Below are 25,891 nucleotides of genomic sequence, written 5' to 3'. Positions count from 1 at the left end.
AGTTAGTTCCTCCTCAGCTTGACGTAACCACCTGGCACAACGGCCACAACACCCAATATCTCAAGCTCAGTTAGCTGAGCCAGTACAGCATCAACAGGTTGTTGAGTGCTTAAGACCAAATCATCAATTGAAGTTGTCTCATAAGCTACGTTATCCAACAATTGACGATAAGGCAAATTTTGTTCCTGCATATTTTGCTCCATTCCCGGAGAAAGGGGAATAGGCGTTTCAATAAATCCTTCAAGCTCTTCTATAATATCGGCCGCCGAGGTGACTAATTTAGCACCTTGTTGGATCAGGTAGTGGCAACCCGCATGCAAGGGGTCGTCAATTGAACCCGGCACCGCATATACATCACGCCCCTGCTCGGCGGCATAATTAGCGGTGAGTAAGGAGCCACTAGGCAGGCCAGCTTGCACTACTAATACCGCCTTACTTAAACCACTGATAATTCGATTACGCCGTGGAAAGTGGTTAGCCTTAGCGGCGGTTCCCGGCCAAAATTCGCTCACTATTGCTCCTTGTTCGGCAATTTGGTGGGCTAATTGCTGATGGCGCTTGGGGTAGACTCTATCAAGCCCGGTTGCCACCACCGCAATGGTCGCGTCAGCTCGCGCCTGCAAGGCTCCTTGGTGGGCAGCGGCATCAATCCCTAGAGCCAAGCCACTGGTGATGGTAAACCCTTGCACGGCTAATTGTTGCGCAAACATCTGACTATGACGTAAAGCCACCACACTGGCATGACGGCTACCGACAATCGCTAGTTGGGGTTGCTTTAATAAAGCTGCATTACCACGAACAAACAACAGCAAGGGCGGCCGCTGAATATTACGCAAACATTCAGGATACAAAGCGTCGAAGCAGCCGATAACTTGGCAGCCAGACTCGGCCAGCCAACTAAGGGTATTATCGATACGGTCTTGATTAGGCTTTAAAAAAGCGGATATTTGCTGGGAATTAAACTGCCAGCCACGTAACTGTGATTCGCTGGCAGTAAACAAAGCCTCAGTACCTGTGTGAACCAATACCTCTTGTAAGCGCGCTAAAGAAAGGCGCGGTACCCCGGCTAACAGCAGGTACTGAGCTACCGATAACTGAGGTAGCAACTATAGGTTCTCTACCAAGTACTGAGGACGAATAGTCACTTTGCTGTCGGTAATAATGGCATAACTGAGTTTTTCATAGGTTTTAAATACCATTAATTCACCCACTTTCTCGTTAGGTAGAGTGACGTTCTCTTGCTCATCATTGAAAGCCCGGTCATAGTGATTAGCCATATCCTCATAAGCTTTGCTTTTCACTTTATCTATTACCACTTTACCCGGCTGAGCAATCGCAAACATATCTCCCGGCGCTACCTTGTCGCGGCTGCCTTTGTTAATAATCACCACATCGTAACGACTCATTACCGAAGTATCACTTGCCGCCGATAGGATGTAGCCATTGTCGTCCAACTGTTTGTTGGTGGGCACAAAATAGGCAGGCAGGCGATCTTGGTCTGGTAAGGGCAGAATAATGTCGCCTTGATTAATCTCTTTTAAAACCTGAGTCACCTTGAGTTGGCTAATATTGTTGTCGTGCAAACGTTCAGATACCGCCACACCAATAAACTCCAGTTTCTGGCCCAATTCTTCTTTAGTTAGAGGATCATGATATTTATTGGCCAAACGATACACACCAAAATACTTCCCAGGAGCCAGCTGGCCGCGCGCATACATGGCTCGCCCAATTGCAATACGCGATTGCGCATCATTGTCGCCCAATACGTAAGGCACGTCTTTCAACATGTCATCATCGGCAATATGGTCATGAGACAGAAAAGCACTAATGGCGGCTAAGTTAATCGTCGGGATCGGTTTAGTTTTTTCTTCAATATGTGTCTTAGGGCTAATCTTAACGATGCGTTTACGCACTAAGCGCGGTTCACCGTTTTCGTAGATTAGGCTCAAGCGATCGCCTGGGTAGATTAAATGAGGGTTTTCAATTTGCGGATTGTACTGCCAAAGGCGCGGCCATAACCAAGGTGAGTGCAAATAAAGTTCTGAGATATCCCAAAGAGTATCCCCTTTTTTAACCACGTAAACCTCGGGGAAATCCTCTTTAAGTTTCAAGGTGTCGGCGATGACGCTTCCCACTAGCAACAACAAAGAGGCCCAAAGCCAGACTATTTTTTTCCCTTTCATAGTGTCTCCCAGCGACATCCCTTATAAGCAAAGCTGTTTTTTAGTCACATAAATGACTAGAATTACCAACAATCTATCAAAACCTGATTAAAGACAGAAGTTATGGCTGTACTTGAAGTATTGCGTTTTCCTGATGAACGCCTGCGTACTATAGCGCAACCCGTTAATAATATTGACGATAATGTTAGAACTATAATCGAAAACATGTTCGAAACCATGTATATGGAAGAAGGAGTTGGTCTAGCTGCGACACAGGTCAACATTCACCAGCAAATTGTAGTAATAGATGTATCAGAAGAGCGCAATCAGCGACTCGCCCTGATCAATCCAGAAATCCTTGAAGCCGATGGTGAAGCCCTCAACGAGGAAGGCTGTTTGTCGGTGCCCGAGTACCGAGCTCAAGTGCCAAGAGCCGAGAAAATCAAGGTCAAAGCACTGAATGAAAATGGTGAAGAGCAGATTTTCGAAGCCGAAGGTTTACTGGCGATTTGTGTGCAACATGAATTGGATCATCTGAAAGGCAAGTTGTTCATCGATTACCTTTCTCCACTCAAGCGCCAACGCGTAAAAACCAAGCTAGAAAAACTTGCTCGCCGCAAGTAACTATTCAACCAATTGGAAATCAGCATGACGCCATTGCGGATCATTTTTGCAGGCACGCCCGACTTCGCAGCGCGCCACCTCGCAGCTTTAGTCGATAGCGAACATCACATTGTGGCAGCCTATACCCAGCCAGACCGTCCGGCGGGGCGCGGCAAAAAGCTACAAGCCAGCCCAGTAAAACAACTGGCGCTAGAGCACGACATAACGGTGTACCAACCAGAAAACTTCAAAAGCGAAGCGGCGCAACAACAATTAGCCGAGCTGAATGCCGATTTAATGATAGTGGTTGCTTACGGCTTGCTGTTGCCTCAGATCATCCTAGATAGCCCACGCTTAGGCTGTATTAATGTACACGGCTCACTGTTGCCACGTTGGCGTGGCGCAGCCCCGATTGAGCGTGCACTATGGGCCGGTGATAGCCATACTGGCATAACCATTATGCAGATGGATATTGGCCTCGATACCGGTGACATGTTGCTGAAAAAAGAAATTGCCATAGAAGCCACTGATACCAGCGGTTCGCTCTACCACAAACTGGCTGAAGCGGGGCCCCAAGCGTTGATTGAGGCGGTTAATGGCTTGAGCCAAGGTAAACTGGTGAGTGAAAAACAAGATGACAGCCTCGCCAACTACGCAAAAAAACTGTCTAAAGCCGAAGCCTGTATCGACTGGCATCAACCCGCTGAGTTTATCGAGCGTTGCATCCGCGCCTTTAACCCACGTCCCGTCAGTTACTTCATGGTAGCCGAGCAAAACGTTAAAGTATGGCAAGCCAGTGTTCAGCCCTTAAGCCAAACTGCGCTGCCCGGAACCATAGTTCAAGCCGATAAACACGGTATTGTAGTGGCCACCGCTGAGCAGGGCCTACGTTTAGAAACCATTCAATTGCCCGGCAAAAAAGCCCTTGCCGCTGCCGATGTGCTAAATGCCCGCAAAGAATGGTTTCAGCTGAACAGCGTATTGGAGAGTAATCATGGCTGAACAGCCAAGCAGCAAACAACTTAGTGCCCGCGCAGCGGCCGCCAGCATTCTTTTTCAGGTGGTCGACCAAGGGCAGTCCTTAAGTCAGATGCTGCCTCGAGTGCTGCCTCAGGTTGTCGCCCGCGATCACGCCTTAGTTAAAGAACTTTGCTTTGGCGTATTACGCTGGTTGCCACGCTTTGAAGCCATGCTGCAGCAGCTCATGGATAAGCCCTTAAAGGGAAAATCACGCCGCGGCCACTTCTTGCTAATGGTCGGTTTATATCAACTGTTCTACATGCGAGTGCCAGCACACGCTGCGGTTTCAGAAACCGTTTCGGCCACTCATGCACTAAAACTCCATTCACTAAAAAAACTAGTAAATGGCGTATTACGTAATGCCGAGCGCCAAAGTGAGCAACTACTCACCGCACAAAATGGCAACGATAGCCTGCTCTACTGCCACCCCAGTTGGCTAAGTAAACGTCTCAAAGCGGCCTATCCAGAACGCTGGAGTGAGATCCTTGAGGCCAATAACCAACACGCCCCCATGTGGATCCGCGTGAATGCCTTGCAAGCTCAACGCAGCGACTATCAGGCAGAGCTACAAACGCTAGAGATAGCCAGCCAAGCCGCTACATTGAGTGAGCAAGCTCTTTGTTTGGAAAAGGCCCAGCCAGTACATAAGCTGCCCCGTTTCGAACAGGGTGCTTGTTCAGTACAAGACGGCGCAGCCCAACTCGCAGCCAGCTTATTAGACGCCCAGGCCGGAGAGCGGATACTAGACGCTTGTGCCGCGCCAGGCGGAAAAACCTGCCATATTCTCGAACTGCAACCCAAACTCGCCGAGCTAGTAGCGGTAGACAGCGAAGCCACGCGTCTGAAACGGGTGGGCGAAAACCTCAGCCGTATTGGCCTACAAGCCAAACTGATTTGCGCCGACGCCAGCCAACCAGAGCAATGGAACCAGCAGCCCTTCGATAGAATTTTGCTGGATGCGCCCTGTTCCGCCACAGGAGTGATTCGCCGTCACCCCGACATCAAATGGCTTCGTCGCGAGGCCGACATTGAAGAGTTGGTAAAACTGCAAGCGGCCATTTTAAAAGCCCTTTGGCAGCAGCTAAAACCCGGTGGTATGATGCTCTACGCAACCTGTTCGGTACTGCCTGACGAAAATAGCCGGCAAATCGCTGCTTTTTTGCAACAAACTGATGATGCAGAGCTAGTGCCGATTAACAGTGACGAAACAATCGCACAACCCGGATGGCAACTTTTACCCGGCGACAATAACATGGATGGTTTTTACTATGCGCGACTTCGTAAAACACTCAGCTGAGCTTGCCTTTAGGACATCCAAAGGTAACACTACAAAATTCGCCATAAACGCTTAAGGTATTGTTAGAAAATGAAAATCATTATTCTTGGAGCAGGGCAAGTGGGTGGCACGCTAGCCGAAAACCTAGTAGGTGAAAAATCAGATATTACCCTTGTCGATACCGATCAAGATCGCTTACGGGAACTACAAGATAAGTTTGATTTGCAGGTGGTGTTTGGCCATGCTGCCCACCCCAACGTATTGCGAGAAGCCGGCGCTCACGACGCCGATATGTTGGTAGCAGTCACCAATAGCGACGAAACCAATATGGCGGCCTGCCAAATTGCTTATACCTTATTCAATACCCCCAACAAAGTTGCACGGATCCGCTCTGAAGAGTTATTAGCCGAAAAGGACGCACTGTTTTGTAACGAGGCGGTGCCTCTTGATCACCTGATTGCTCCTGAACAACTGGTGACAGATTATATTAGCCGCTTAATCGATTATCCCGGAGCCTTACAGGTGATGGAATTCGCCAATGGTCGGGTCAGCTTGGTTGCGATTAAAGCCTACTATGGCGGTCCCTTAGTGGGTAACGCCTTATCGGTATTACGTGACCACATGCCCGATACCGAAACCCGGGTTGCGGCCATTTTCCGCCAAGGGCGCGCGATTCGTCCCCAGGGCACCACCGTTATCGAGGCCGATGACGAAGTGTTCTTCGTTGCCGCTAGCTATCAGATTCGCCAAGTAATGGCCGAGCTACAAAAACTAGAGAAACCCTATCGCCGGATCATGATTGTAGGTGGGGGTAACATTGGTGCCGCCTTAGCCAAGCGTCTAGAAAGCCAATACAGCGTTAAGCTGATCGAGCACAACCAGCGCCGCGCCGAGCAATTGGCCGAAATGCTCAACAATACCATCGTATTCTGTGGTGATGCTTCAGACCAAGAGTTACTCAGCGAAGAAAACATCGAACAAGTAGACGTATTTATCGCCGTGACTAACGACGATGAAGCTAACATCATGTCGGCGATGCTAGCAAAACGCATGGGTGCCAAGAAGGTGATGGTATTAATCCAGCGTGGCGCCTACGTCGAGTTAGTTCAAGGCGGCACTATCGACATCGCCATTTCACCTCAGCAAGCCACCATATCAGCCTTATTAACCCACGTACGTCGTGCCGATATCGTTAACGTTTATTCTCTACGCCGCGGCGCCGCTGAAGCAATTGAAGCGATTGCCCACGGTGATAGCAACACCTCTAAGGTGGTGGGGCGCAGCGTAGGTGAATTAAAACTACCACCTGGTACCACCATTGGTGCGGTGGTGCGGGATAACGAAGTGGTTATCGCCCATGACGACACCATGATCGAGCAGGATGACCACGTGGTGATGTTCTTAGTGGATAAGAAATTTATCCCCGAAGTCGAACGCTTATTTCAGCCAAGTCCGTTTTTCTTATAGGCTCTACCGCTATGATGATAGCCAACGACCTAAAACCGATCCTATTTGTAACGGGTTTGGTTTTGTCAAAATTGAGTCTGCTGATGTTGGCTCCGCTGGCCATGGGTATGGCCTACGATGAACCGGGCTACGTTGAATTTTTTTACACCATCATCGTGACCCAAACCGTTGCTTTTTTAATGCTGCGCTGGGGTAGGCAAGCTCAATTTAACCTTTCGGTGAGGGGCATGTTCATGCTCACTACCAGCGTGTGGCTAATCGCTTGCCTGTTTGGCGCTCTACCGCTTTATCGCATCGACCATATTAGTTTTACCGACGCCTTTTTTGAGACCATGTCGGGGCTTACCACCACCGGCTCCACGGTGCTTGCTGGACTCGATGAGATGCCCAAAAGTGCCTTGCTGTGGCGCTCTATGTTGCAGTGGTTAGGCGGCATTGGCTTCATCGTATTAAGTGTGGCCATTTTGCCCTTCTTAAATGTGGGTGGCATGCGCTTATTCCAAACCGAGTCTTCCGACTGGTCAGATAAAAACACCCCTAAAACCAAAAACGTCGCCAGTAATATGCTAAAGGTATACCTATTGCTGTCAGTATTCTGCGCTGTGGCCTATCACTTTACTGGCATGAACTGGTTTGAAGCCATTAACCACGCCATGACCACCATTTCCACGGGGGGGTACTCGACCTCTGATGAATCAATGGCCCACTTCAGCAACGCCAGCCATTGGGTAGGTAGTGCCTTTATGTTACTGGGAGGCTTGCCCTTCCTATTGTTAGTACAATCGCTGCAACACCGTGATCTTCACTACATTTGGCGAGACGCCCAAGTACGCGGTTTTATTAGCTTGATAGCCGTAGTCGGCGGCATGATGAGCGCGTGGCTATGGCTACATGGCACCTTCTCTTTTGAAGATGCGCTGCGCATCAGCATTTTTAATATCATCTCCATCGTTACCACCACCGGTTATGGTCTGACCGATTTTAGCCATTGGGGCAACTTTACTACGGTGTTGTTTATCTTCTTAATGCTAGTCGGGGCCTGTTCTGGCTCAACATCGGGCGGGATTAAAATATTTCGCTTCCAATTAGCCAGCGGCCTATTCACCCGACAACTGCAACAATTGGTCCATCCTCGTGGCATCTACCCTCACCGCTACAATGGGCGAGTGGTTAGTGAGCAACATATTCGCTCCTTGGTGGCATTTATCTTTGCCTTTTTCTTTACCTTAATTTTACTGGCGAGTGGTTTGGCTCTGTTAGGTTTAGATCCGGTTACCGCACTGTCTGGTGCAATGACGGCACTGGCCAACGTAGGACCCGGTTTGGGTAGGGTGATAGGCCCCGATCATAACTTCCATCTACTGCCCGACTCAGCCAAATGGTTATTGTCTTTTGGCATGTTGTTAGGACGCTTGGAAGTATTAACCGTATTGGTATTGTTCCTACCCGCTTATTGGCGTTATCGGTAAGGCTGGCGCCTTGCCTTGGATAGGTAGGGGTTTACCAGCCACCAAAACGCTAAATAACTAAAGTAAATAGCAATAATGATGGCTTTATGCTGATTGACCCCACTATCGACCTGCTCAAAATCCAGCCCACTAAAGTGGCAATACAGCCACGTGATCACAATCAAGCTATAAATAATGGAAAAGCGCCATAAGGTCAGCAACAGCGATAATAAGGCCCCCCACAACATCGCTAGCGCTCCTAAGCAAATAAGCCTAGCGGAGAACGACTAAACGCTACCGCTAACAGCTGAGCAAAAACAGCAATAGCGGCCATGCCAGCGAATAATCTTACCCATTGATTAGGCGCGCGTTTTAGGGCAAATATTCCCAACACAATATACAACACCAACAACACCACTTTGGTTGTTAGCCAAGCTTCGACAAAAGGATACTGTTGCAGCATCATGCATAAGGCGATGGCCGCGACCAACAAAGCCGTATCCACTATATGGGGAAGTACTTTTAACCAAGTTTTATTTAATAAGGGAGAACCGAGCAAAGCCAAGATCCAGCGAAACATAAAGCCGAGAATGCTGAGCATGGCTAAACTCATATGTAAATGCTTCACCACTGGATAATATTCAAGCATAGCTTTCCTTGTTAATTTAATTTGATATTTTAGGCCCGACCAGTGTATTGACTTGCTTAGCAGACCACAAATTATTTTTATTTATTAACATTTGGACAACAAAGTGTAGATTGTTGATTAACAAGAGGTTCCCGTATAGAACCCAGCCTGTGGTGGTACTTTATTAAAACCGCTTAAAAAACCATCATTAATAACGTGATCCAGATCTCTTGGGAAACTGAAGGAACTATGGGAAAGTGTAGCCGCGTTTATATCTTTTCATTAACAATTGTTGGAGCCACGCATGTCAGAAGTACCAAGTTTGCTCCCGGCCATCGACATCCTGATGTGCCATACTGGAGCATCATTTTTAGATGCATGCCAAGAGTTAGGTGTTGATCCAAACGAAATCGCTGAGTTCAACCCTGTGTCGCCCAGCGAAACCAGTAATAATTAATATAAAGGCAGCTTTGGCTGCCTTTTTGCTGACCAAACAACATGTCTCTCTGACCCAATCAAAGCTGATTTGCCAAGTTTGTTTCGCCTTCGGTTAAATTATGCATAGCCACGAATTAATACCGCAGCAACTACTAGCCTTGAGCGTTTACTCCCCTTAAAATTATTACCACAGTAGTCACTCGCCACTAGCCGTAATCAGCGAGGAAAGGATGTCAAAACTATATCGAGTTAATTTTATCTGTAACGGAAAAACCTACGAGCTCTACGCCAAACAAGTACAACAAAGTGGCTTATTTGGTTTTATAGAAATTAGTGAATTTGTATTTAACAGCCGCGCTCGGGTAGTGGTTGATCCCAGCGAAGAAAAGTTAAAAACAGAGTTTGCCGGAGTGGAGCGCACCTACCTGCCGATGCACAATATTCTAAGAATTGACCAAGTCGACAAGTTAGGCACGGCTAAAATTCACGACGGCCCATCGGTGATGCCCTTCCCCTCGCCTCTGTATACATCCAAGCCATGAATAAACTCACTATTGACTGGTTTAAACTAGAAGCTCAGTTTAACCATCCGCAGTTACTGCGGCGCTGGTTAGAGGACTTTCTCGCCGGCAGTGAGCAAGAGCAGGCGCTGCTGCAACAAGCACTGTTTAAAAAACGCAGCTCCCCGGCTCTGGAACTACAGTTGCAAGGTGTAGCGGCCTTGCTATGTAGCCCTGCCTTACATTACTGCTTACAACAATTAAAACAAAGTGAACATGCACAACAGCCGTTACAGCAATGCTGGCAGGTTTACCAAGAGCTCCTAATCGAAGTGGCGCAAAAGCTAGAACAGCCCATCTAGGGCGGTTCTAGTTAAGCTAAAAACAAAGGGGAATTAAGCATCCCCCTTTTTAACCAACCTTAAACTAGGGCTTTTTCAGCCACTCGCCGCTGGGGCTTTGAATATAGGCTCCGGTTTCACTGCGTTCGATGGCTTTCTTTCCAGCTAAAATAGCCACTTGCTTCGCGTCTAAGCCATTCTCTAGGGCGATTTGTCGGTATTTTTCTATACGCTTTTGATTGATCTGTTCAACCAGTTGTTGCACTTCAGACTGATGACTCACTACACCTAACAAGCCGTTAGTTTGTTCGCCCACCCAGCCCTTAGTTTTTGCTTCACCCAAATCGATTGCCAAGGCCGAAAAGCTTAGGCTCAACAATAAGGCAATTAACCACGTTTTGCTGTTCATCATTTACTCCTAAAACAATCCGCTTTCATCACTAAATAAGTCGTCCAATTGCTTATCCACTCGGACTCGAATTTCGTGATCAATTTTGACATTTAAATTCACCGTGATCGGCTTATCCACCGCCACTTCAACTTTGGGAGTACAGGCCACCAAACCCAAACTTAACGCGAGGGTGGCACAGAGTGTTCGTCTATCCATTGCTGTAGTTGTCCTGACAATTGATCGCCAATACGCAAGCTGCGTAGTAGCTGGTAGATGTTTTCCTGATGACGATAATTTAACGCCACCGGCCGCGAGCTCACCTTGGGGTTACGCCCATAAAGTTTTACCTGCATGTCTAGCTGCCCATCTTCGGCAAAATCAACATTGGCTGCAAGTGTTTCATAGTCAAAGTCTTCTAATAAGCGTAACGCAAAATCCAAAGAAGGATGCTGGGCTTTTAAGGCCGCTAAAGACTGGTGACTCAGGGTAATCTTGCCAGCCGGCTCCACCACGGCCAATTCCCCCGCCGAAATCGCCAAGCCGTGCTGGCTCAAATGGATGGGCAAACTCCCCGATACCGAGCCAGCAACACTTAAACCTAACTCGGGATACAGCGCCACCAACTCGGCCAGCTTTAGTCGCTGTAAATTCAGTACTGCCTGAGTGGGAAAGTCCAAATTTAAAGGACTCAACTCGGCCTGCCCTCCCAATAGTGAGAAGTGCGCTTGGCTTAGTTCAAGCCCAGCTAACTCACCTAGCGGCGCGGCTTGCTGCTGTTGCCAACGGGCGGTTAAATGGCTCAGCGGAATACCCACATCCCAAGTTTCTAGGCTCAGGCTGCCAGAGTGCTGCCAGCCCTGTTCGGGGCGATAGCTAAAATCGCCACTTAAGCGCCCGTCGCTCAAGCGTTGCTCTCCCCATAAGGCATTCAGCGAATCCAGTGATACATGCCCCCTTAACAGCCCGGCCTGCCAAGCAAAATTAACTTGTCCTGCCCCTGAGAGTAGTTCAGAGCCAGCCAAAGGATAAAGATGGCGCTGTAACAGCGGCAGTTGCTTAGCGTTTAACTCCCCTTGCACGCTGAGTTGCGGCTCCAGTTGCCACTGCCCTTGGCCGCTGGTTTGCCATTGCTCAATTTCGACTTGCCAACGGCCAGCTTGCAATAGCCAACGACTGGCCGGCACCCGCCATTGGGCGAAATCAAACGGCTGGTTATTCACATGCAACTGCCATTTCTCCCAACCTCTTAATTGGGCATTCACATGGCTGGCTAACTGCGGCAAACTAATACTGATATCGAGCAGCAAGTCATCAAGACTAGTCAGTTTAAGCTCTAGTTCCAACGGGCCATAGGCTTGGGCAGCACCTAAACTGGGCCAAAAGGCGGCAAGCGCGGTAACTAAACTCGGCTGTAGTTGCCCACTTAGCTTTAACTGCTGCCGCTGTGGCTGCAGTTGTATAGTGAAATGGCTACCGTCGTCCCCGTGCCACTGCACCAGCCAGTGTTGCGCCTGTTGCCTAAAGCTCAGTTCGCCTTGAATCGATGTGGTGGGGTTAAGCTCAAGCTTAACCCGCTTTACCCTTACTTGACTGGCAGGCAAACTCTTGGCCCAATCTTCCAATTGGCTAAACAGTTGCAGTATGGGGGCTTTAAACTCCGCCAGAGAGGCTAATTGAGTGGGCGTTTGTGGGGGGCTAATACAAGCCAAATTGATATTTAACTGCTCCAGCTCAAACTGCAGAGGAAAGCCTATCAATTTAAGCCCACTAAGGCGGGTTTGAGGGCAGCCTTGCCACTGTGCATCGGCTACATCTGCCAGCAAGGCAGGATTAACTGCGCTGCTGGCCTGCGCACAGCAAGCTAACAGGCAGCTAGCTAAAGCGCAGCTACGCAGTAGACTTCGCCACGCTAATATTACCTTGCTATGAGCTTGCAAATTGACTGGCTCCTGCCCTGTTTTAACAGCTTAACTACGCTAACTAAACCCAGCATAACAAGCAGGCCCTGCTCAGGCTAATAGTTTTCTTGGCTTGACGGATTGGCAAATAAAGATAAAAACTTAGTAACTAAAGATAAATAAAAACGATATTGGTAACGCTTAACAGCAGGGAGTACAAGGATGCCTTGGTGGTGGTTTATAGTAATGGCGCTAATTGCAGCCATGGTGGTCTATCAGTTATGGCTGAATGTTCAACAACGACGTTGGGATCACCAACAACCCATGCACAAACTTTGGGTTAGGGTATCCAAACTGGAAGAACAGCCGCTAACTCGCTTAACTAAGCATAACGAAGGGCATCAACTACGTTGCCGTTACTTTGTAGAATTTACGCCCTTAGAAGGTGGGCAGGCTCGGCGCTTCGCAATAAAGCGCAGCCAATATCAACAGTTAGACCAACATTTACGCGGAGAACTCACCATTCAAGGTTCGCGTTTAATCCGTTTTGAAGTGGGAGAACCACCCTCTGATGGCACCATTGAAGGGTAATAAGGCCACCAGCAACCCGAGCCCAATCAACAGCGCCCCCCACGCATGGTAGGCAAATAGCTGTTCGCCCAATAAACCCAAGCCCAATATCGCACCAAATAACGGCATTAAATGGATGTATTGACCAGCGATGCCGGCTCCAACCACTTTCACCCCATAATTCCATGCTAAATAGGCCAACAAGGACGGAAAAATCGCCACATAAGCCAAGGCCCATAGGGTATCGTGAGTTAATGGGAAGGCCGCCTCTGGTAAATTCAGCCAATAAAATGGACTCAGCACCACAGAGCCAATCACCAAGGTGCAACCTAAAAAGGCCGCCCCACTTAGCTCACTGGGTTTATAACGCAAACCTATAGAATACAGCGCCCATACCATCGAAGATAACACGATCCAGCCATCACCGGCATTAATGCGCAGCTGGCTTAAGTGCTGCCATTGCCCCTTCAGCAGCAATACCAATACCCCTAAAAACGACAAACCAATGCCCAGCCCCTGGCGCAACGACATTTTATAACCCAAGCACAGGCTACTCAGCAGCAAAATAAAAATCGGGATCATCGAGTTAATAATTAAGGCATTAGTGGCGGTGGTAGTTTGTAAGCCGATATAGACACAAGAGTTAAAGCTCACTACGCCCAAACAGGCTAAAACGCTAATCACCAACCAGTGGCGAACAATCAGCTCACGCTGGCGCCACATGCTAGAAAACACCAAGGGTAAGGCGAGCAACATGGCTAAGGTCCAACGCCAGTAAGATAATGACATTGCAGGGATTTGTTCTGAAATGTAACGCCCGGTGATAAAATTTCCAGCCCAAAATAGCGGTGGCAATACCAACAAACCATAGGCTAACAACCTTTCCTTCATAAAACCTTTCCTTTGCCCTCTGGACGTCAAGCGCTTTGGGCTGTTAGGGTATAGCATCATGGATGTTTTTGCAGTACTATCCGGCACGCGTTGAGAGCGCTTTCTAAGATATTTTATTTCATGGATAACGATCAATGAGTCTACTTGAGGCCATTAATGCAGGTTTACATGTTACAGCAATCATTTTGCTAGCAGGTGCCCTGTACTCAGAAGCCTTTTTGTTCCGTAGAGGAATGACCCAAGATGATGTAAAAAAGCTATTGCTGGCCGATGCTACCCACGCTTTTTCCACGGTATTGATCTTCACCACCGGCGCGTTGCGGCTGTTTGTTTTTCATAGCACCGACCGTGTCTACATCGAAAATCCCTTTTTTGCCTTAAAAATGCTGCTGTTTTTTATCGTGGTACTGCTGTCGCTATATCCCTCATCCACTTTTTATCGCTGGCGTAAAGCTTTAAAACAAGGCAAACCTTCGATGATTAGTTATCGCCAGCACTCTTCGGTTATTTGGCTAATTCGTTTAGAATTAGGCGTATTATTACTGATCCCCATGCTGGTAACTCTGGCCCGCGCTGGCTTTGGCGAGTAAACAAAGCTAGCTAAGCGCAACCACGCTAACAGTATGCAAGCAACGAGAGGTGGAGCTTTTGCACCATGCGCCCTATTCATTTACTAGCGAGCAGCTCTTAGCCGAAAGCTATAGTCAAAGCATTGAGCCGTACTGGCAGCAATATGCCGAGCCCGGCAGTTTTAAGGGTGTAAATAATCTCACTATTCACTACCTAAAACTCAGTGCCGCCACGCCCACTAATAAGCTGATTGTATTATCGCCCGGGCGTACCGAAGGCTATTTAAAGTATACTGAACTGGCTTACGACCTCGCTCAGCAACACTACGATGTATTAATTATCGACCATCGCGGCCAAGGTTTATCAGACCGGGAAACCGCCCGCCAACAGCCCGGTGATGTCGCCAGCTTTCAATACTATGTAGACGACCTAGCCAGCCTGATTCATCAGCATTTAGCCACACATAACTATCAGCATAAATTTTTATTAGCCCATTCCATGGGGGGAGCCATTGCGGCGCGTTACCTTGAGCAACAGCCTGCCGATTTTAATGCCGTGGCATTATCGGCCCCCATGTTTGGGATTAATCTGGGTGCCGTACCTAAGCCCATAGCCGCCAGCTTAAGCCGCACCATCCACCAACTAGAGCAACGCTTTAAGCGAGGCCCCTACTACGCCCCAGGCCAAAAAGACTATCGGCCTAGTAGCTTTGCTGCTAACCACCTCACCCACAGCCAAGCCCGTTACCAACAGATGCTGGCGGTGTACCAACGCCACCCGCAAATCCAGCTGGGGGGGCCAACTAATCGCTGGTTAACAGAAAGCTTTAAGGCCATGCAACTATGCATTAACAACGCTCACAAGATCACGCATCCACTACTATTATTACAAGCAGAGCAAGATCAAATTGTAATGGCAGAAGGGCAGCGTGACTTTTTTCAAGCGCTAAATTCTTCGTCGGCAGCTGCGAGCCAGTTTTCCATTATTACTGGTGCTAAGCACGAGATCATGTTTGAGCGAGATGCGATCCGTAATCCCGCTTTAAGCAAAATTCTCGACTTCTTCGCGCAGCATACTAACGAAGGTTAAATCCGCAGTATCAGGATTAACCAAGGAGTAACTATGTATCAACTCATCGCTAGCGACCTCGATGGCACTCTACTCAATCCCGACCATCAAGTGTCTGAACATACTCTGCAAACCATTACCCGTTTGTATCAGCAAAACGTTAAATTTTTAATTGCCACTGGGCGACACTACATCGACGTTTGTCCGATTGCCGCGCAGTTTGATTTTCCGATGTATTTAATTACCTCTAACGGCGCACGGGTGCACAACCGCGAGGGTGAAGTACTCTACCGCGCCGACTTAAAACCCGAGGAAATCGAAACCATTCTTAAGCTCAGCCGCAAATACAAGCTGCACCGCAACATCTACCACGAAGACAACTGGTACGTAGAAGAAGAAAACGAATACGTTCGCTCGTTCAACAAACATTCTGGTTTCGACTATCAACTCGTCGACTTTGATAAGCTAGAGCACGAACACATCTGTAAGCTGTTTTTCGTAGCCGATCACGAGATACTGCTGGAGCTAGAAAAAGACCTAATAGCAATTTTTGGCGACAGCCTCAACATTACCTTTTCACTGCCCGACTGCTTAGAAGTAATGACTGCCAAGGCCAACAAAGGCGAAGCCCTAAAAGCGGTACTAGAACAAAAATCCATTGCCCCTGAACATTGCATTGCCTTTGGCGATGGCCTAAATGATAAAGAAATGCTTACTTTGGCCGGAAAAGGTGTGATCATGGCCAATGCGCATGACCGCTTGAAGTTGACATTACCTCATTTAGAACAAACACTTAGCAACAAAGAAAACGGCGTAGCCGAATATTTAATCGGCACCTACGATTTGTAGCAAATAAGGGAAAGGAAATGAGGCTTATACAACTACTTGGCTCGGTGATTATTGGCAGTATTACCATAGCGGCGTGCTCGTCTAGCCCCCAGCTCACTCCTTCCCCGAAAAAAGTAGCGCCGGTGAAAGTGGCGGCCAAGCTCAACCCCGCCACTCCATTAAAAGGACAACTTAGCCTTAAACAGCAAAGCGCCATCTTCACCCCCTGTGGCGGAGATACCCAATACTGGGTGGAATTATCAGCCAGCGACCGCCAACTGCTACAGGGCTTTGCCCAACCCAGCCAGGCCTATGCCGAATTTAGCGCCCGCTTTGACAATGTAAGCAAACAGGCGCCACAAGCCGACTACCCGGCCAAAGTCATCCCTCTAGAATGGCACTATGTGGCGGCCGAAGGGCCGGGCTGTAAGCAAGAAATTAACGAGCTCAGCGCCTGGGGAAATGAACCCAGCTGGCACATCGACATTCAAGAGAATCAGATTAAACTCTCCACCCTATCCGGTTCGGCCAGCAAAACCATTAGCCGCAGCGGCATTAACCAAGGTTTACACTACTGGCAATCGGGTGATGAATTACTGCTAGAGGTAAAACAACAACGCTGTTTAGGTAGCATGGTAAATAGCGTGTACTCTTACACCGCTAAGCTCAATTACAAAGGCAAAAGCTATCAAGGCTGTGCCCGCCGCCCCTTTACACAAGATATCGCAGAGTTGGCTGGCTATTATCAGGTGAAGCTGCCCAGTGCGTCAGGCTCGGGCCGCGTGGTGGATCTTAGCCTCAACAGCGATTTCAGCGCCGAGTTACACAGCACCTATCTTGAACAAGACAAAACCTTCACCGAAAAGGGCTATTGGTTTCCAGTAAATGCCTCACAACTCATATTCACCATTAGTCAAAGCCGCCAGCAACAAATTAAAAGCAGCATGGTATTTAACTGGGATGGCCGGCTATTGAAATTGCAAAACCCAGAGCAACACCAGCAAGGCAGCGCTGGCCTGAACATGATGAAAATGAGTGGGCCCGCTGTGGCTGTGACCAGCCCCGCCAACAGCTATACTGAACGTAGCTTCGAGCCCGCCAGCCTTATCGCCAGCAGCGACTACGACCCACAAGTAGAAGCCGCCCTTAAGCACTACTTCAAGTTGCATCGCACCGAATTAAACGGCACCAAATACCAATGGTGGAAATTTGATTTAAATGGCGATGGCCAAGACGAAATCATCACCTATGTAGACTGGTGTGGTAGCGGCGGCTGTAGCCTGCTGATTTTTGAAGGACACAACAATAGCTGGCGCTTCTTAAGCAAAACCACCTTAGTGCGCACACCCTTCTTCTTAGCTAGCTCCAGCCATGCGCGCTGGCAAGATTTATTGCTAGAAGTGTCCGGCGGCGGTGCTAAAGCCAGCCTGCGCTTACTGCGCTTCGACGGTTTAAGTTACCCACTCAACCCCAGCATGCAGCCCGAAGCACCACAACCCGCGCCTCTCAGCGGCGTGACCTTCCACGCCGAAGCCTTTGGCCAAGGTGCGGGTCGCGCCCTAAAATAAGCCCCTGCTACAGCGCTGGCTCCTAAGCCATGCGCAGAGTACAATGCCCCTGATTTTTCAGGGGCAAGTTATGACACAGCAATTCGACGTAATTATTATTGGCGCAGGCGCCGCCGGCTTAATGTGTGCGGCCACCGCGGGCTATCGCGGCCGCTCGGTATTAGTGCTAGATAATGCCAAAAAGGCTGGTCGAAAAATTCTTATCAGCGGTGGCGGCCGTTGTAACTTCACCAATACCCAAGTTGGCCCCGAAAACTACCTATGTAGCAACCCCCATTTTGTTAAGTCGGCTTTAGCTCGCTACCCCTCTAGCGACTTTATTGAGCTGGTAGAGCGCCACGGCATTAGTTACCACCAACGCGACCACGGCCAACTGTTTTGCGACGACAGTGCCAAAGACATCGTAGACATGCTACTCACCGAATGCGACTGGGCGGGAGTGAGTATTCAACTGCGTAGCGAAATCTTCGCCATCAGCCAAAACGACCAACAAGGCTTTAGTGTGCAAGCGGGCGGCCATAGCTACCAGGCAGAATCCTTAGTCATCGCCACCGGCGGGCTGTCGATGCCTAAACTAGGCGCCACCCCGTTTGGCTATCAAGTGGCCGAGCAATTTGGCTTAAAAGTATTACCCACCCGCGCCGGCTTAGTGCCCTTTACGTGGCATAGCGAGCAAAAACAACGCTTTGAAGCCCTCTCTGGTATCGCCGTGCCCAGCTGTATTACCGCCGCCAATGGCAAGCAATTTAGCGAAGCCTTGTTATTCACCCACCGCGGTTTATCGGGCCCAGCTATTTTGCAAATTTCCAACTACTGGCTGCCCGGTGAGGCAATTAGCATCGACCTGCTGCCCAAGCAAGATGCCCTCGCCCTACTGGAACAAGTGCTGCAACAGCACCCCAAGCAAAGCCTAAAAAATACCCTCAGCCAATGGTTACCCAAACGCCTAGTAGAAGCGCTATTTGAGGAAAATCTGCTCAGTAAAGCGCTTAACCAACTCGGCCACGGTGAGCGCGAACAAATCGCTGCCAAACTAAAAGGCTGGCAACTAGTAATGAATGGCACCGAAGGCTACCGCACCGCCGAAGTCACCCTAGGCGGCGTAGATACCAACGAACTCAGCTCTAAAACCATGCAAAGTAACAAGGTGAAAGGCCTCTACTTTATCGGCGAGGTGATGGACGTAAGTGGTTGGTTAGGCGGCTTTAATTTTCAATGGGCCTGGGCCAGCGGCGTCGCCTGCGGGCAAGATTGTTGATTATTTTGATAAAATTATAACGAAGACAAAATTGTATTTTTTTGCACATCAAAATGCTTAACAGTATGATAATTAAAGGTTTAATGTTGTCTTCGTTTTGCTGACGTAGCATTAAGTATGAACTTAAAGTACTGAACGATACTGCTACTCTTATATTCATTTACCTTGTTATTCTTCGCGCAAAAATTCACTTTGTCGAACCGCTGATAGCGCTGAAGCCTTATGCTCTAGAAGGTTTGGCTGTATAAACCTATAGCCCTGCTACAACGCTCTTTGCTTTCAGCCAAATTAACAACAATTAAGCCTGATCAGTTTTATCACTCGAAGTAACTCGTGTTCTATAGCCTCGGTAGGCTCAAACCCAATGTTTAATCGTAGACAATCTTGATAACGCTCTGAGGCGGTAAACCAAGGGCCAATACGTATGTCTAGCCCTGCCTCTTGAGCGGCGGTGGCTAAGCTAGGCGCATCTAAGCCTGGTATTTGCAGCCAAAGCACCAAGCCCCCCTCTGGTTGAGTTATACAACTACCTTCAGGCAAATGCTGCCCCAAAAAATTTAAATAATGTAACTTGTTTTGGCTGAGTTGATAGCGAGCTCGACGCAAATGGTTTGCATAGGCTCCCGAGTCAATAAAATCGGCAACCACATGCTGAATAAACATGGGTACGCCAAGCATACGTTTAATAAACGACGGTAAAAATAGTCCGGGCTTACACCAACCTAAGCGGTAACTTGGTGCTAAGGTTTTAGAAATAGAGCCGCACCATATAACATAACCACTGGTATCATAATACGCCGTGGGTAATGAGCTTTGTTGATGGTGGGGTAACTCATAATAAACATCGTCTTCAATAACCGGTACTTGGTATTGCTCCGCCAGCCCCGCTAGTTTTATCTTCTGTTCTGCCGTTAAGGTAATGCCCTGCGGATTCATATGGGTAGTACAGAACAGTCCAGCCTGAATCTCCCCACGCTTTAAGTGATGCTCTAGCCTCTCAAGGTCGATACCGTCTGCTGTAGAGGGAATTTCTATCAGCCGCAGAGATAACTCAGACAACAACTCTAACAAACCGTTATAACAAGGCGAGCTCATTGCCACCGTATCGCCGGGTTTGGTGCAAACCAATAATGCTGTTTTTACTGCGTCCATACAGCCATGGGTAATCACCAGCTCATCACTATTTATAGGAAACCCATGTTTACTAAAGTGGCAAGCGAGCGCTTGCCGTAACAACGGCTCCCCCTGCAGCTCTGGGTAGTCGCTAAGCGTATCGGTTATACGCCTCATCACTCGTCGCATGCTGCGGTCCAGTTGTTGGCGACTGAGTTTATCAAGCTGCAGGCGTGAAGTACCTAAGGGCCCTTTGGCTATTGCTACTTGCTCAACTTGGCTTTGGGGTATAGCGACTTGACTAGAAAAGGTTCCCCAAGTGGGTGAAGAACAAGCTGGCGGATAGTCGGCAATAACAAAACCCGACTGAGGACGAGCAATAAGCCAGCCCTTCGACTGAAGCTCGGCATAACAATTTACCGCTGTAGAAACACTAATATTGTGCAGCAGGGCAAACTGGCGCAACGACAACATTGTGCTTCCCGGTGTGAGCTTGCCAGTCTGTATGTCGTTAACGACTTTTTCCGCTAGGTCTCTAAATTTTGCCATGTTCACCAACAACTGTATTGGAAAAATCAGCAATAATTGTATCTGTACTGAAACTATACCGTAAAGCACAATTTCTGTATCTGTAATCACTGAGATAGAGCGATGCGAGCTAAAGATTTGGTACTGATTATTACTGTTATGGTCATTTGGGGCTGTAACTTTTCGATGATAAAACTGGGCGTTAAAGACTTTGATCCCTTGTTAATTGCAGCGGTTCGTTTCTTATGTGCGACTTTTCCAATGATATTTTTTATCGCTAAACCCAATGTTAAATGGCGTTATCTGCTTGCTTACGGGCTGGTATTTGGCACAGGGATCTGGGGCATGGCTTCAAGCTCTATCACCCTTGGGCTGTCATCTGGGATGGCATCGGTATTGCTTCAACTAGATGTATTAACAACGGTATTTGTTGGAGTGCTGCTTTACAAAGAAACTCTTTCGGCGAGAGCGGTGGTGGGTATTTTAATTTCGCTGCTAGGGCTTACCGTTTCAATTATATACACCAACGGTAACATTACTGGGTTAGGTTTACTTTGCATAACGGTTGCCGCTATTTGCTGGCCGTTGGCTGGGGTGATCATACGCATGTCGAAAACGCGTTCAGCATTCGCATTTAACATATGGGGTATGTTGTTTGCGCCTATCCCATTAATTGCTTTAAGTGTGGCATTCAATGGCTGGGACGTTATCAATGCCACCTATCAACAATGGAACAGCAACGCATGGATGTCGGTGTTATTCCAAGCCTATCCCACCACTTTGTTCGGTTATTGGGTTTGGAACAAAATGGTTCTTAAATACCCGATGAGCCAACTGGCACCATTAACGCTATTGGTATCGGTATTTGCCTTGCTAAGTGGTTACCTTGTATACGGAGAGCAGCTTACCGTGCCCCAGTGGGTTTCCTGCAGTGCCTTTCTTATTGGTATTGGCTTGGTGTTATATCCGAGTAAACAGCAACCTCAAGTTCCGGTTAATCACTTGAAACGTTCTTATGAGTCATAGGGCGTATTTGCCCTATCAACATATAGTGATTAAGACCCGAACAAAAAAGCAGGCAAACGAAGAACTTATTTGATGAACTCAAAAGTCACAAAAATAGCGTATTTTGCTAGATGCACTGATTAAACCATCTCGCGATCCACTCAGCGAGATTTTTGTTACTATTAACAAGATATTGCACCACCTAGCTAGATGAAGAACAACAGTTTTTCCAACTGGCAGGTGATGAGCGACACAAAAAACAACAATTAGCTCATGTCTATATCGAAGCAATGGCCGGCTAAAACAGCTTACAAAATTAAGCTTTAAAGGGAGGCACATGTTCATCATCAAATATTATCTGCTTAGCTCGTTACTCTCGCTAATCGCGGCTATTTACATTCCAAACCCGGTAATCAGTATACTGCTATTTTGGATTGCGCTTTCCTTGGCCTTAGTGAGTATCGCTTACCTGTTTGATACTCCATCTATTTTCAGGAAGAGACAAGACGGTAAAATTGTTTGGTGGATCCGCTGGGCTTTTATTCCCTTCTTACTGGGGGCGAAAATCTACAATGCTTGGCAGAGGCGGCACGATAGTGTGCCTCCTATTCAGCAAGTTGGCGAAAATCTTTATCTTTCTCGTCGCCTGTTTCCCAGTGACTTAGAGTTTCTCGAATCTCACGGTATCTCATGCATTGTCGATGTCACGGCAGAATTCGCCGGGCTAGAGAGTGCCATGACCGACAAACAATTCCACTACCTTTCTATTCCGGTTTTGGATCATAAAACGCCTACTTTACTGCGTTTACGCCACGCGATGAATTGGATAGATAGCCAAATCGCTTGTGGCCGTTCGGTGGTAGTACACTGTGCCTTAGGCCGTGGTCGCTCGGTATTTGTAGTAGCGGCCTATTTGTTGAGTAAAGATGTATCGCTTTCGGTGGAATCAGTGATGCAGCAAATCAACAGTGTGCGCAGTACCGCTAGGCTCAACCGCTTGCAGCTCAAAACACTGCAATCGATCCGTGATAAAGAATTACTTACACTGGAAGACCCCATCTGCATGGTGGTAAACCCTAGCGCCGGTGGAGGGAAATGGCAGCAGTACGAACAACAGGTAATTCGCCATCTTACCCAAAAACATCGGCTACACATTCACCAAACAGACGAGCACACCACTGCAACCAGTCTAACTCAACAAGCAAAACAAAGTGGGGCAAAGCAGATCTTGGTATCTGGTGGCGACGGAACGGTGACAGAAGTAGCAAGCCAACTGGTCGATACCGACATCACACTTGGCATCATCCCCTTGGGCACAGCCAATGCCTTATGTCATGTTTTGTATGGCGTAGGCGTGAAGTTTTCGCCGGTTGAAAAGGCCTGCGACACTATTCTTGCAGGGCATCACCAACGCATAGATACAGCAGCATGTAATCAACGTTTAATTTTATTAGTACTGGGTATTGGTTTTGAACGGAAGATGATCGAACACGCCGGCCGCGCAGATAAAGATACCTTTGGACAGCTAGCGTATTTGGCGGGCTTTTTTAACGCCGTCATTTCCGAAGATACTCACAGCCTGCAAGTGACCATACCAGAGCACATGAGCAACGAAGCTAAATGGAATGAGAAGACTATAGATGTTCACAGTTTTGTGGTTGCCAACATCGCCCCTTTTAGCACAATGCTAGCCCAAGGCGGTGGCGCACCACTGCCGGATGATGGCCAACTGCATATTACCTACCTTGACAGCCTTGAGTCTCTTGGCGGGCGGCTAGTCGCCTTATCGGATTTAACATTAACCAGCGTAGGAGCTCAAAACAAATCAAACCTGTTTAAATACATGCGCGCGACTGAGCTTACCATTACCGCTGATAAGCCCATCGACTATGTCATCGATGGCGAACTCTATTGCGACAGCAGTTTAGAAATAAAGCTCAGCCCTCGCTCTTTGAATGTTTTTGTGCCTGCTTAGCTTCATTAAAGGCAATAGCTTCGGCGGCTAGAGGCTTAGTGAGCCCTTGCTTAACGTATCTATCCTTGGTTATCACCATCATTGCCCACAGTGAGCAAAACACACCACCTGGCTAGCAACATGAAATAATTACAAAGAGCCATGGGATCTAGGAAATTATTACCGATAAATTTAAAGACAAGCACCCCATCAAGATATTAATTAATTTAAAACAAACAGTTATATAGTTGGCACAGTAATCGCCATATCACTAATGAAGGCGCGGAAAATTTTTTAGTTTACTCAGCTAGAAAATCAACCGTGCTATCAACAATGAGTAGCTAACGGAGTCAAATTATGGCAACGGCCAAAAAAAGTACAGAAACACCTCAAGAGCAATTAGAAGAAGCCTACCATCTTGCAGGGCAAGCAACCTCAGATGCTGTTGGCGCAATGAAAGAGCAAGCCAAAGATAAACTGGAAGCAGGCACCGAAAGCATTCAACAAGCTACCCAATCAACAGAAAACATGGTTAAAAAGCACCCTCTGTTGAGTGTTGGCTGTGCATTTCTGGCAGGCTGGGCGGTATCTAAGCTGATCAAATAGGCTTGTATTTTGCTGCAAGCAGATAGGAAATGCTCTATGGATGACTCAAACAATACCGACAAGCAGCATAAGGGTTCGGCTACTGCGGATAGCCGAACTCCAGGGGAGGCTGAAACTCAGCAAATAGAACAAGCCATTAAGGGCTTACAAGCGCTACTATCGCAAATCAGCACACTCTCTTCGTCGCTTAAAACATGGTCAAACTCTAGCTTAGATTTGTTTCTGCTGGAGATGAAAGTCAACATGGCTGCCGCTCGCCAAATCGTATTGTGCAGCATCATTTTTACCCTGCTAGCGGTATTGTTTATCTTTAGCCTGTGTGTAGCGGCTGGGCTAGTCACTTTCCATTTTACCGCCCACTTATTGCTAAGTGTGGCAGTGTTTATAGGCTGCTTAGGCTTAGCCTTAAGCGCTTTAGCGTGGTGGCAGCTGCGACTCACCCACTTCCTTGGTTTTAAAAATACCACTAAGCAATTACAAGAGGGATGGTATGCGTTCTCTAATCAAACTAGACCGAGCCATGCAGATAAAACGCATTGAGGGTAAAGCGGCGCTTGAGCAGTGCTTACTGGCTAAGCAAACTCTCAAGTATAGCTGTAAACGGTATGTGCAAGACCATCCATGGACAACGCTTGGAATGAGCGCCTTACTGGCGATAACAGTAACGAAACTTGGCAAAAGCTCTCGAATTAAGTCCTCCATCTCGTCTATTAGCTTGCTGTTAAATGGCGCCTTAAATCTGAACCAACAACTTTCTACATCCGCAACAAGCTCGGCTGCGCTCTCAAGTGAAACTAAGGCCGAAAGACCCAACGACGCACCAGCGTTCAAGAATTCTATGACTTAACATTTGGATAGACATGAAGAGTACTTATGGCCGAGCCAATACGAGTATTGGACAAGCAGCTACGCACTCCATGATGCTGCTGCAGGCGGCTTTTATTTCAAACCGCCTTAAGTAATGGCAGTATCACTTGGAGACATCATGCTACCGCTTGTGCAGCCACTCAAGGGGACCAACATATGCTACCTCATTTTCAACATTAACTTTCTTCGCTAATTTAACGTAAGTTAATGGCGGCGGCACCTCCGAAGGCGCGCTAACTTAGCCGCCATTGCTCAGCACTTAAGCTTGTAACAGCTCTAGAGCGCTGAGCAGTTGAGTATTCAGTTCGGCATTGCTTAACTTGCCTTGTTCACTATCGAAATTATCGTGAAAGCTAGGCACTGATAGGCTTGCCTTCACCGTGCCACCAAAAAATGGCATCGACGCTTCGGCGCTGGCTAATACGCTCTTCGCGCCGCCGGGGCCGGGAGAGGTAGACAATAGAACCAAGGCTTTGTCTTCATAAACTTTTGAGTTAATCCGCGAGGCCCAGTCAAACAAGTTTTTATACGCTACAGTGTAAGAGCCATTATGTTCGGCGAAAGAAATTACCAAGCCATCGGCCGATTGGATTTTATCAATAAAGGCTTGAGCCAAAGGAGGCTGACCCAATTGCTGCTCCTTATCCTGGCTAAACAGTGGCAGCTCATAGTCATTTAAATCCAAAATTTCGATTTCACAATTCTTTAATTGCGAGACGGCATAAGTCACCAATTGTTTATTGATAGAAACACTACTGCTAGAGGCGGCAAAACCAACTATTTTCATAGGACTGTCCTTGTTAACGATGAAGGAGAACTTTAAGCACTCTACCGCAGCCAGCCTTAATATTCACCTCAGCGATGAACGATTAAACCAAGTTAGCACAATCGCT

Annotated in this window: 28 protein-coding genes; 18 read left to right on the top strand and 10 right to left on the bottom strand. The window is 47.8% G+C overall.

Features of this window, described 5'->3' with window-relative positions; translation table 11 throughout:
• Positions 1-2: 2 nt before the first annotated feature.
• Both dprA and ACQY6Q_RS15955 read right to left on the bottom strand, forming a co-directional pair.
• Positions 3-1,106 (bottom strand): DNA-processing protein DprA, encoded by a 1,104-nt coding sequence (dprA, locus tag ACQY6Q_RS15960; protein WP_427982928.1) that lies wholly within the window; start codon positions 1,104-1,106, stop codon positions 3-5.
• Entirely contained in the window at positions 1,107-2,183 is a 1,077-nt protein-coding gene (locus ACQY6Q_RS15955; protein WP_427982926.1) for a LysM peptidoglycan-binding domain-containing protein, read from the bottom strand.
• Positions 2,184-2,285: 102 nt separating this feature from the next.
• On the opposite strand from ACQY6Q_RS15955, the gene def reads away from it, so the two are divergent.
• The 5 genes from def to ACQY6Q_RS15930 all read left to right on the top strand — a co-directional run bounded on the left by def (position 2,286) and on the right by ACQY6Q_RS15930 (position 7,997).
• Positions 2,286-2,786: a peptide deformylase gene (gene def, locus ACQY6Q_RS15950; protein WP_427982924.1), complete on the top strand. Its 501-nt coding sequence runs from the start codon at positions 2,286-2,288 to the stop codon at positions 2,784-2,786.
• 24 nt (positions 2,787-2,810) lie between these two features.
• Positions 2,811-3,767 carry a methionyl-tRNA formyltransferase gene (gene fmt, locus ACQY6Q_RS15945; RefSeq protein ID WP_427982921.1) on the top strand — a complete coding sequence of 319 codons (957 nt, stop codon included), beginning with the start codon at positions 2,811-2,813 and terminating at the stop codon, positions 3,765-3,767.
• The gene (gene rsmB, locus ACQY6Q_RS15940) at positions 3,760-5,082 is read left to right on the top strand and encodes a 16S rRNA (cytosine(967)-C(5))-methyltransferase RsmB (RefSeq protein WP_427982918.1); all 1,323 of its coding nucleotides are present in this window, start codon (positions 3,760-3,762) and stop codon (positions 5,080-5,082) included. The genes fmt and rsmB overlap by 8 nt, the downstream gene beginning before the upstream one ends.
• Positions 5,083-5,151: 69 nt before the next feature.
• Positions 5,152-6,528, top strand: coding sequence for a Trk system potassium transporter TrkA (gene trkA / locus ACQY6Q_RS15935; RefSeq protein WP_427982916.1), 1,377 nt, complete (start codon positions 5,152-5,154; stop codon positions 6,526-6,528).
• Positions 6,529-6,539: 11 nt separating this feature from the next.
• Positions 6,540-7,997, top strand: coding sequence for a TrkH family potassium uptake protein (locus ACQY6Q_RS15930; RefSeq protein WP_427982914.1), 1,458 nt, complete (start codon positions 6,540-6,542; stop codon positions 7,995-7,997).
• On the opposite strand, the gene ACQY6Q_RS15925 is transcribed toward ACQY6Q_RS15930, so the two are convergent.
• The gene (locus ACQY6Q_RS15925; protein WP_427982912.1) at positions 7,988-8,224 is read right to left on the bottom strand and encodes a hypothetical protein; all 237 of its coding nucleotides are present in this window, start codon (positions 8,222-8,224) and stop codon (positions 7,988-7,990) included. The two genes, ACQY6Q_RS15930 and ACQY6Q_RS15925, sit on opposite strands and share 10 nt — an antisense overlap.
• Positions 8,225-8,235: 11 nt before the next feature.
• Entirely contained in the window at positions 8,236-8,625 is a 390-nt protein-coding gene (locus ACQY6Q_RS15920; protein ID WP_427982910.1) for a SirB2 family protein, read from the bottom strand.
• Between the two features lie 283 nt (positions 8,626-8,908).
• Here ACQY6Q_RS15920 and ACQY6Q_RS15915 point away from each other — a divergent pair, with 283 nt between their 5' ends.
• From ACQY6Q_RS15915 to ACQY6Q_RS15905, 3 genes are all read left to right on the top strand, one after another.
• Positions 8,909-9,061 (top strand): hypothetical protein, encoded by a 153-nt coding sequence (locus ACQY6Q_RS15915; protein ID WP_427982908.1) that lies wholly within the window; start codon positions 8,909-8,911, stop codon positions 9,059-9,061.
• Between the two features lie 211 nt (positions 9,062-9,272).
• Positions 9,273-9,584, top strand: a complete 312-nt coding sequence (locus ACQY6Q_RS15910; protein WP_427982907.1) for a DUF1820 family protein — start codon at positions 9,273-9,275, stop codon at positions 9,582-9,584.
• Positions 9,581-9,904 (top strand): hypothetical protein, encoded by a 324-nt coding sequence (locus ACQY6Q_RS15905; RefSeq protein ID WP_427982904.1) that lies wholly within the window; start codon positions 9,581-9,583, stop codon positions 9,902-9,904. Before ACQY6Q_RS15910 ends, ACQY6Q_RS15905 begins: the two co-directional genes overlap by 4 nt.
• Positions 9,905-9,968: 64 nt before the next feature.
• Here the strand turns inward: ACQY6Q_RS15905 and ACQY6Q_RS15900 are convergent, their stop codons facing one another.
• Genes ACQY6Q_RS15900 through ACQY6Q_RS15890 form a run of 3 tightly spaced genes read right to left on the bottom strand, consistent with a single transcriptional unit; the run spans position 9,969 to position 12,211 of the window.
• A complete protein-coding gene (locus ACQY6Q_RS15900; protein WP_427982902.1) occupies positions 9,969-10,295 on the bottom strand; it encodes a YdbL family protein in 327 nt (108 codons plus the stop codon).
• 6 nt (positions 10,296-10,301) lie between these two features.
• Complete coding sequence (locus tag ACQY6Q_RS15895; RefSeq protein ID WP_427982900.1) at positions 10,302-10,490, bottom strand: YnbE family lipoprotein; 189 nt, start codon at positions 10,488-10,490, stop codon at positions 10,302-10,304.
• Complete coding sequence (locus ACQY6Q_RS15890) at positions 10,454-12,211, bottom strand: intermembrane phospholipid transport protein YdbH family protein (RefSeq protein ID WP_427982897.1); 1,758 nt, start codon at positions 12,209-12,211, stop codon at positions 10,454-10,456. The genes ACQY6Q_RS15895 and ACQY6Q_RS15890 overlap by 37 nt, the downstream gene beginning before the upstream one ends.
• Positions 12,212-12,418: 207 nt before the next feature.
• On the opposite strand from ACQY6Q_RS15890, the gene ACQY6Q_RS15885 reads away from it, so the two are divergent.
• Positions 12,419-12,763, top strand: coding sequence for a DUF2500 family protein (locus tag ACQY6Q_RS15885; RefSeq protein WP_427982895.1), 345 nt, complete (start codon positions 12,419-12,421; stop codon positions 12,761-12,763).
• On the opposite strand, the gene ACQY6Q_RS15880 is transcribed toward ACQY6Q_RS15885, so the two are convergent.
• Positions 12,710-13,633 (bottom strand): DMT family transporter, encoded by a 924-nt coding sequence (locus tag ACQY6Q_RS15880; RefSeq protein WP_427982893.1) that lies wholly within the window; start codon positions 13,631-13,633, stop codon positions 12,710-12,712. The two genes, ACQY6Q_RS15885 and ACQY6Q_RS15880, sit on opposite strands and share 54 nt — an antisense overlap.
• Before the next feature lie 134 nt (positions 13,634-13,767).
• On the opposite strand from ACQY6Q_RS15880, the gene ACQY6Q_RS15875 reads away from it, so the two are divergent.
• From ACQY6Q_RS15875 to ACQY6Q_RS15855, 5 genes are all read left to right on the top strand, one after another.
• Positions 13,768-14,223, top strand: coding sequence for a DUF2214 family protein (locus tag ACQY6Q_RS15875; RefSeq protein WP_427982892.1), 456 nt, complete (start codon positions 13,768-13,770; stop codon positions 14,221-14,223).
• A gap of 49 nt (positions 14,224-14,272) precedes the next feature.
• On the top strand, positions 14,273-15,292 hold the full coding sequence (locus ACQY6Q_RS15870) for an alpha/beta fold hydrolase (protein WP_427982890.1): 1,020 nt from the start codon (positions 14,273-14,275) through the stop codon (positions 15,290-15,292).
• A gap of 33 nt (positions 15,293-15,325) precedes the next feature.
• On the top strand, positions 15,326-16,120 hold the full coding sequence (locus ACQY6Q_RS15865) for a Cof-type HAD-IIB family hydrolase (protein ID WP_427982888.1): 795 nt from the start codon (positions 15,326-15,328) through the stop codon (positions 16,118-16,120).
• A gap of 17 nt (positions 16,121-16,137) precedes the next feature.
• Positions 16,138-17,667 carry a copper resistance protein NlpE N-terminal domain-containing protein gene (locus ACQY6Q_RS15860; RefSeq protein ID WP_427982885.1) on the top strand — a complete coding sequence of 510 codons (1,530 nt, stop codon included), beginning with the start codon at positions 16,138-16,140 and terminating at the stop codon, positions 17,665-17,667.
• A gap of 70 nt (positions 17,668-17,737) precedes the next feature.
• A complete protein-coding gene (locus tag ACQY6Q_RS15855; RefSeq protein ID WP_427982883.1) occupies positions 17,738-18,925 on the top strand; it encodes an NAD(P)/FAD-dependent oxidoreductase in 1,188 nt (395 codons plus the stop codon).
• A gap of 288 nt (positions 18,926-19,213) precedes the next feature.
• On the opposite strand, the gene ACQY6Q_RS15850 is transcribed toward ACQY6Q_RS15855, so the two are convergent.
• Positions 19,214-20,587 (bottom strand): PLP-dependent aminotransferase family protein, encoded by a 1,374-nt coding sequence (locus tag ACQY6Q_RS15850; RefSeq protein ID WP_427982881.1) that lies wholly within the window; start codon positions 20,585-20,587, stop codon positions 19,214-19,216.
• Between the two features lie 102 nt (positions 20,588-20,689).
• On the opposite strand from ACQY6Q_RS15850, the gene ACQY6Q_RS15845 reads away from it, so the two are divergent.
• The 4 genes from ACQY6Q_RS15845 to ACQY6Q_RS15830 all read left to right on the top strand — a co-directional run bounded on the left by ACQY6Q_RS15845 (position 20,690) and on the right by ACQY6Q_RS15830 (position 24,671).
• On the top strand, positions 20,690-21,592 hold the full coding sequence (locus ACQY6Q_RS15845) for an EamA family transporter (RefSeq protein ID WP_427982879.1): 903 nt from the start codon (positions 20,690-20,692) through the stop codon (positions 21,590-21,592).
• Positions 21,593-21,908: 316 nt separating this feature from the next.
• Positions 21,909-23,546 (top strand): diacylglycerol kinase family protein, encoded by a 1,638-nt coding sequence (locus tag ACQY6Q_RS15840; RefSeq protein WP_427982878.1) that lies wholly within the window; start codon positions 21,909-21,911, stop codon positions 23,544-23,546.
• 336 nt (positions 23,547-23,882) lie between these two features.
• Positions 23,883-24,131, top strand: a complete 249-nt coding sequence (locus ACQY6Q_RS15835; RefSeq protein ID WP_427982876.1) for a hypothetical protein — start codon at positions 23,883-23,885, stop codon at positions 24,129-24,131.
• Positions 24,132-24,167: 36 nt separating this feature from the next.
• Positions 24,168-24,671 (top strand): hypothetical protein, encoded by a 504-nt coding sequence (locus ACQY6Q_RS15830; RefSeq protein ID WP_427982875.1) that lies wholly within the window; start codon positions 24,168-24,170, stop codon positions 24,669-24,671.
• 586 nt (positions 24,672-25,257) lie between these two features.
• Here ACQY6Q_RS15830 and ACQY6Q_RS15825 read toward each other — a convergent pair.
• A complete protein-coding gene (locus tag ACQY6Q_RS15825; protein ID WP_427982873.1) occupies positions 25,258-25,785 on the bottom strand; it encodes an NADPH-dependent FMN reductase in 528 nt (175 codons plus the stop codon).
• Between the last annotated feature and the right edge of the window lie 106 nt (positions 25,786-25,891).

Source organism: Agarivorans sp., from assembly GCF_050295395.1.
Taxonomy (GTDB): Bacteria; Pseudomonadota; Gammaproteobacteria; order Enterobacterales; family Celerinatantimonadaceae; genus Agarivorans.
The sequence above is the reverse complement of the archived record's forward strand: the minus strand, read 5'-3'. Positions and strand labels throughout refer to the sequence as shown.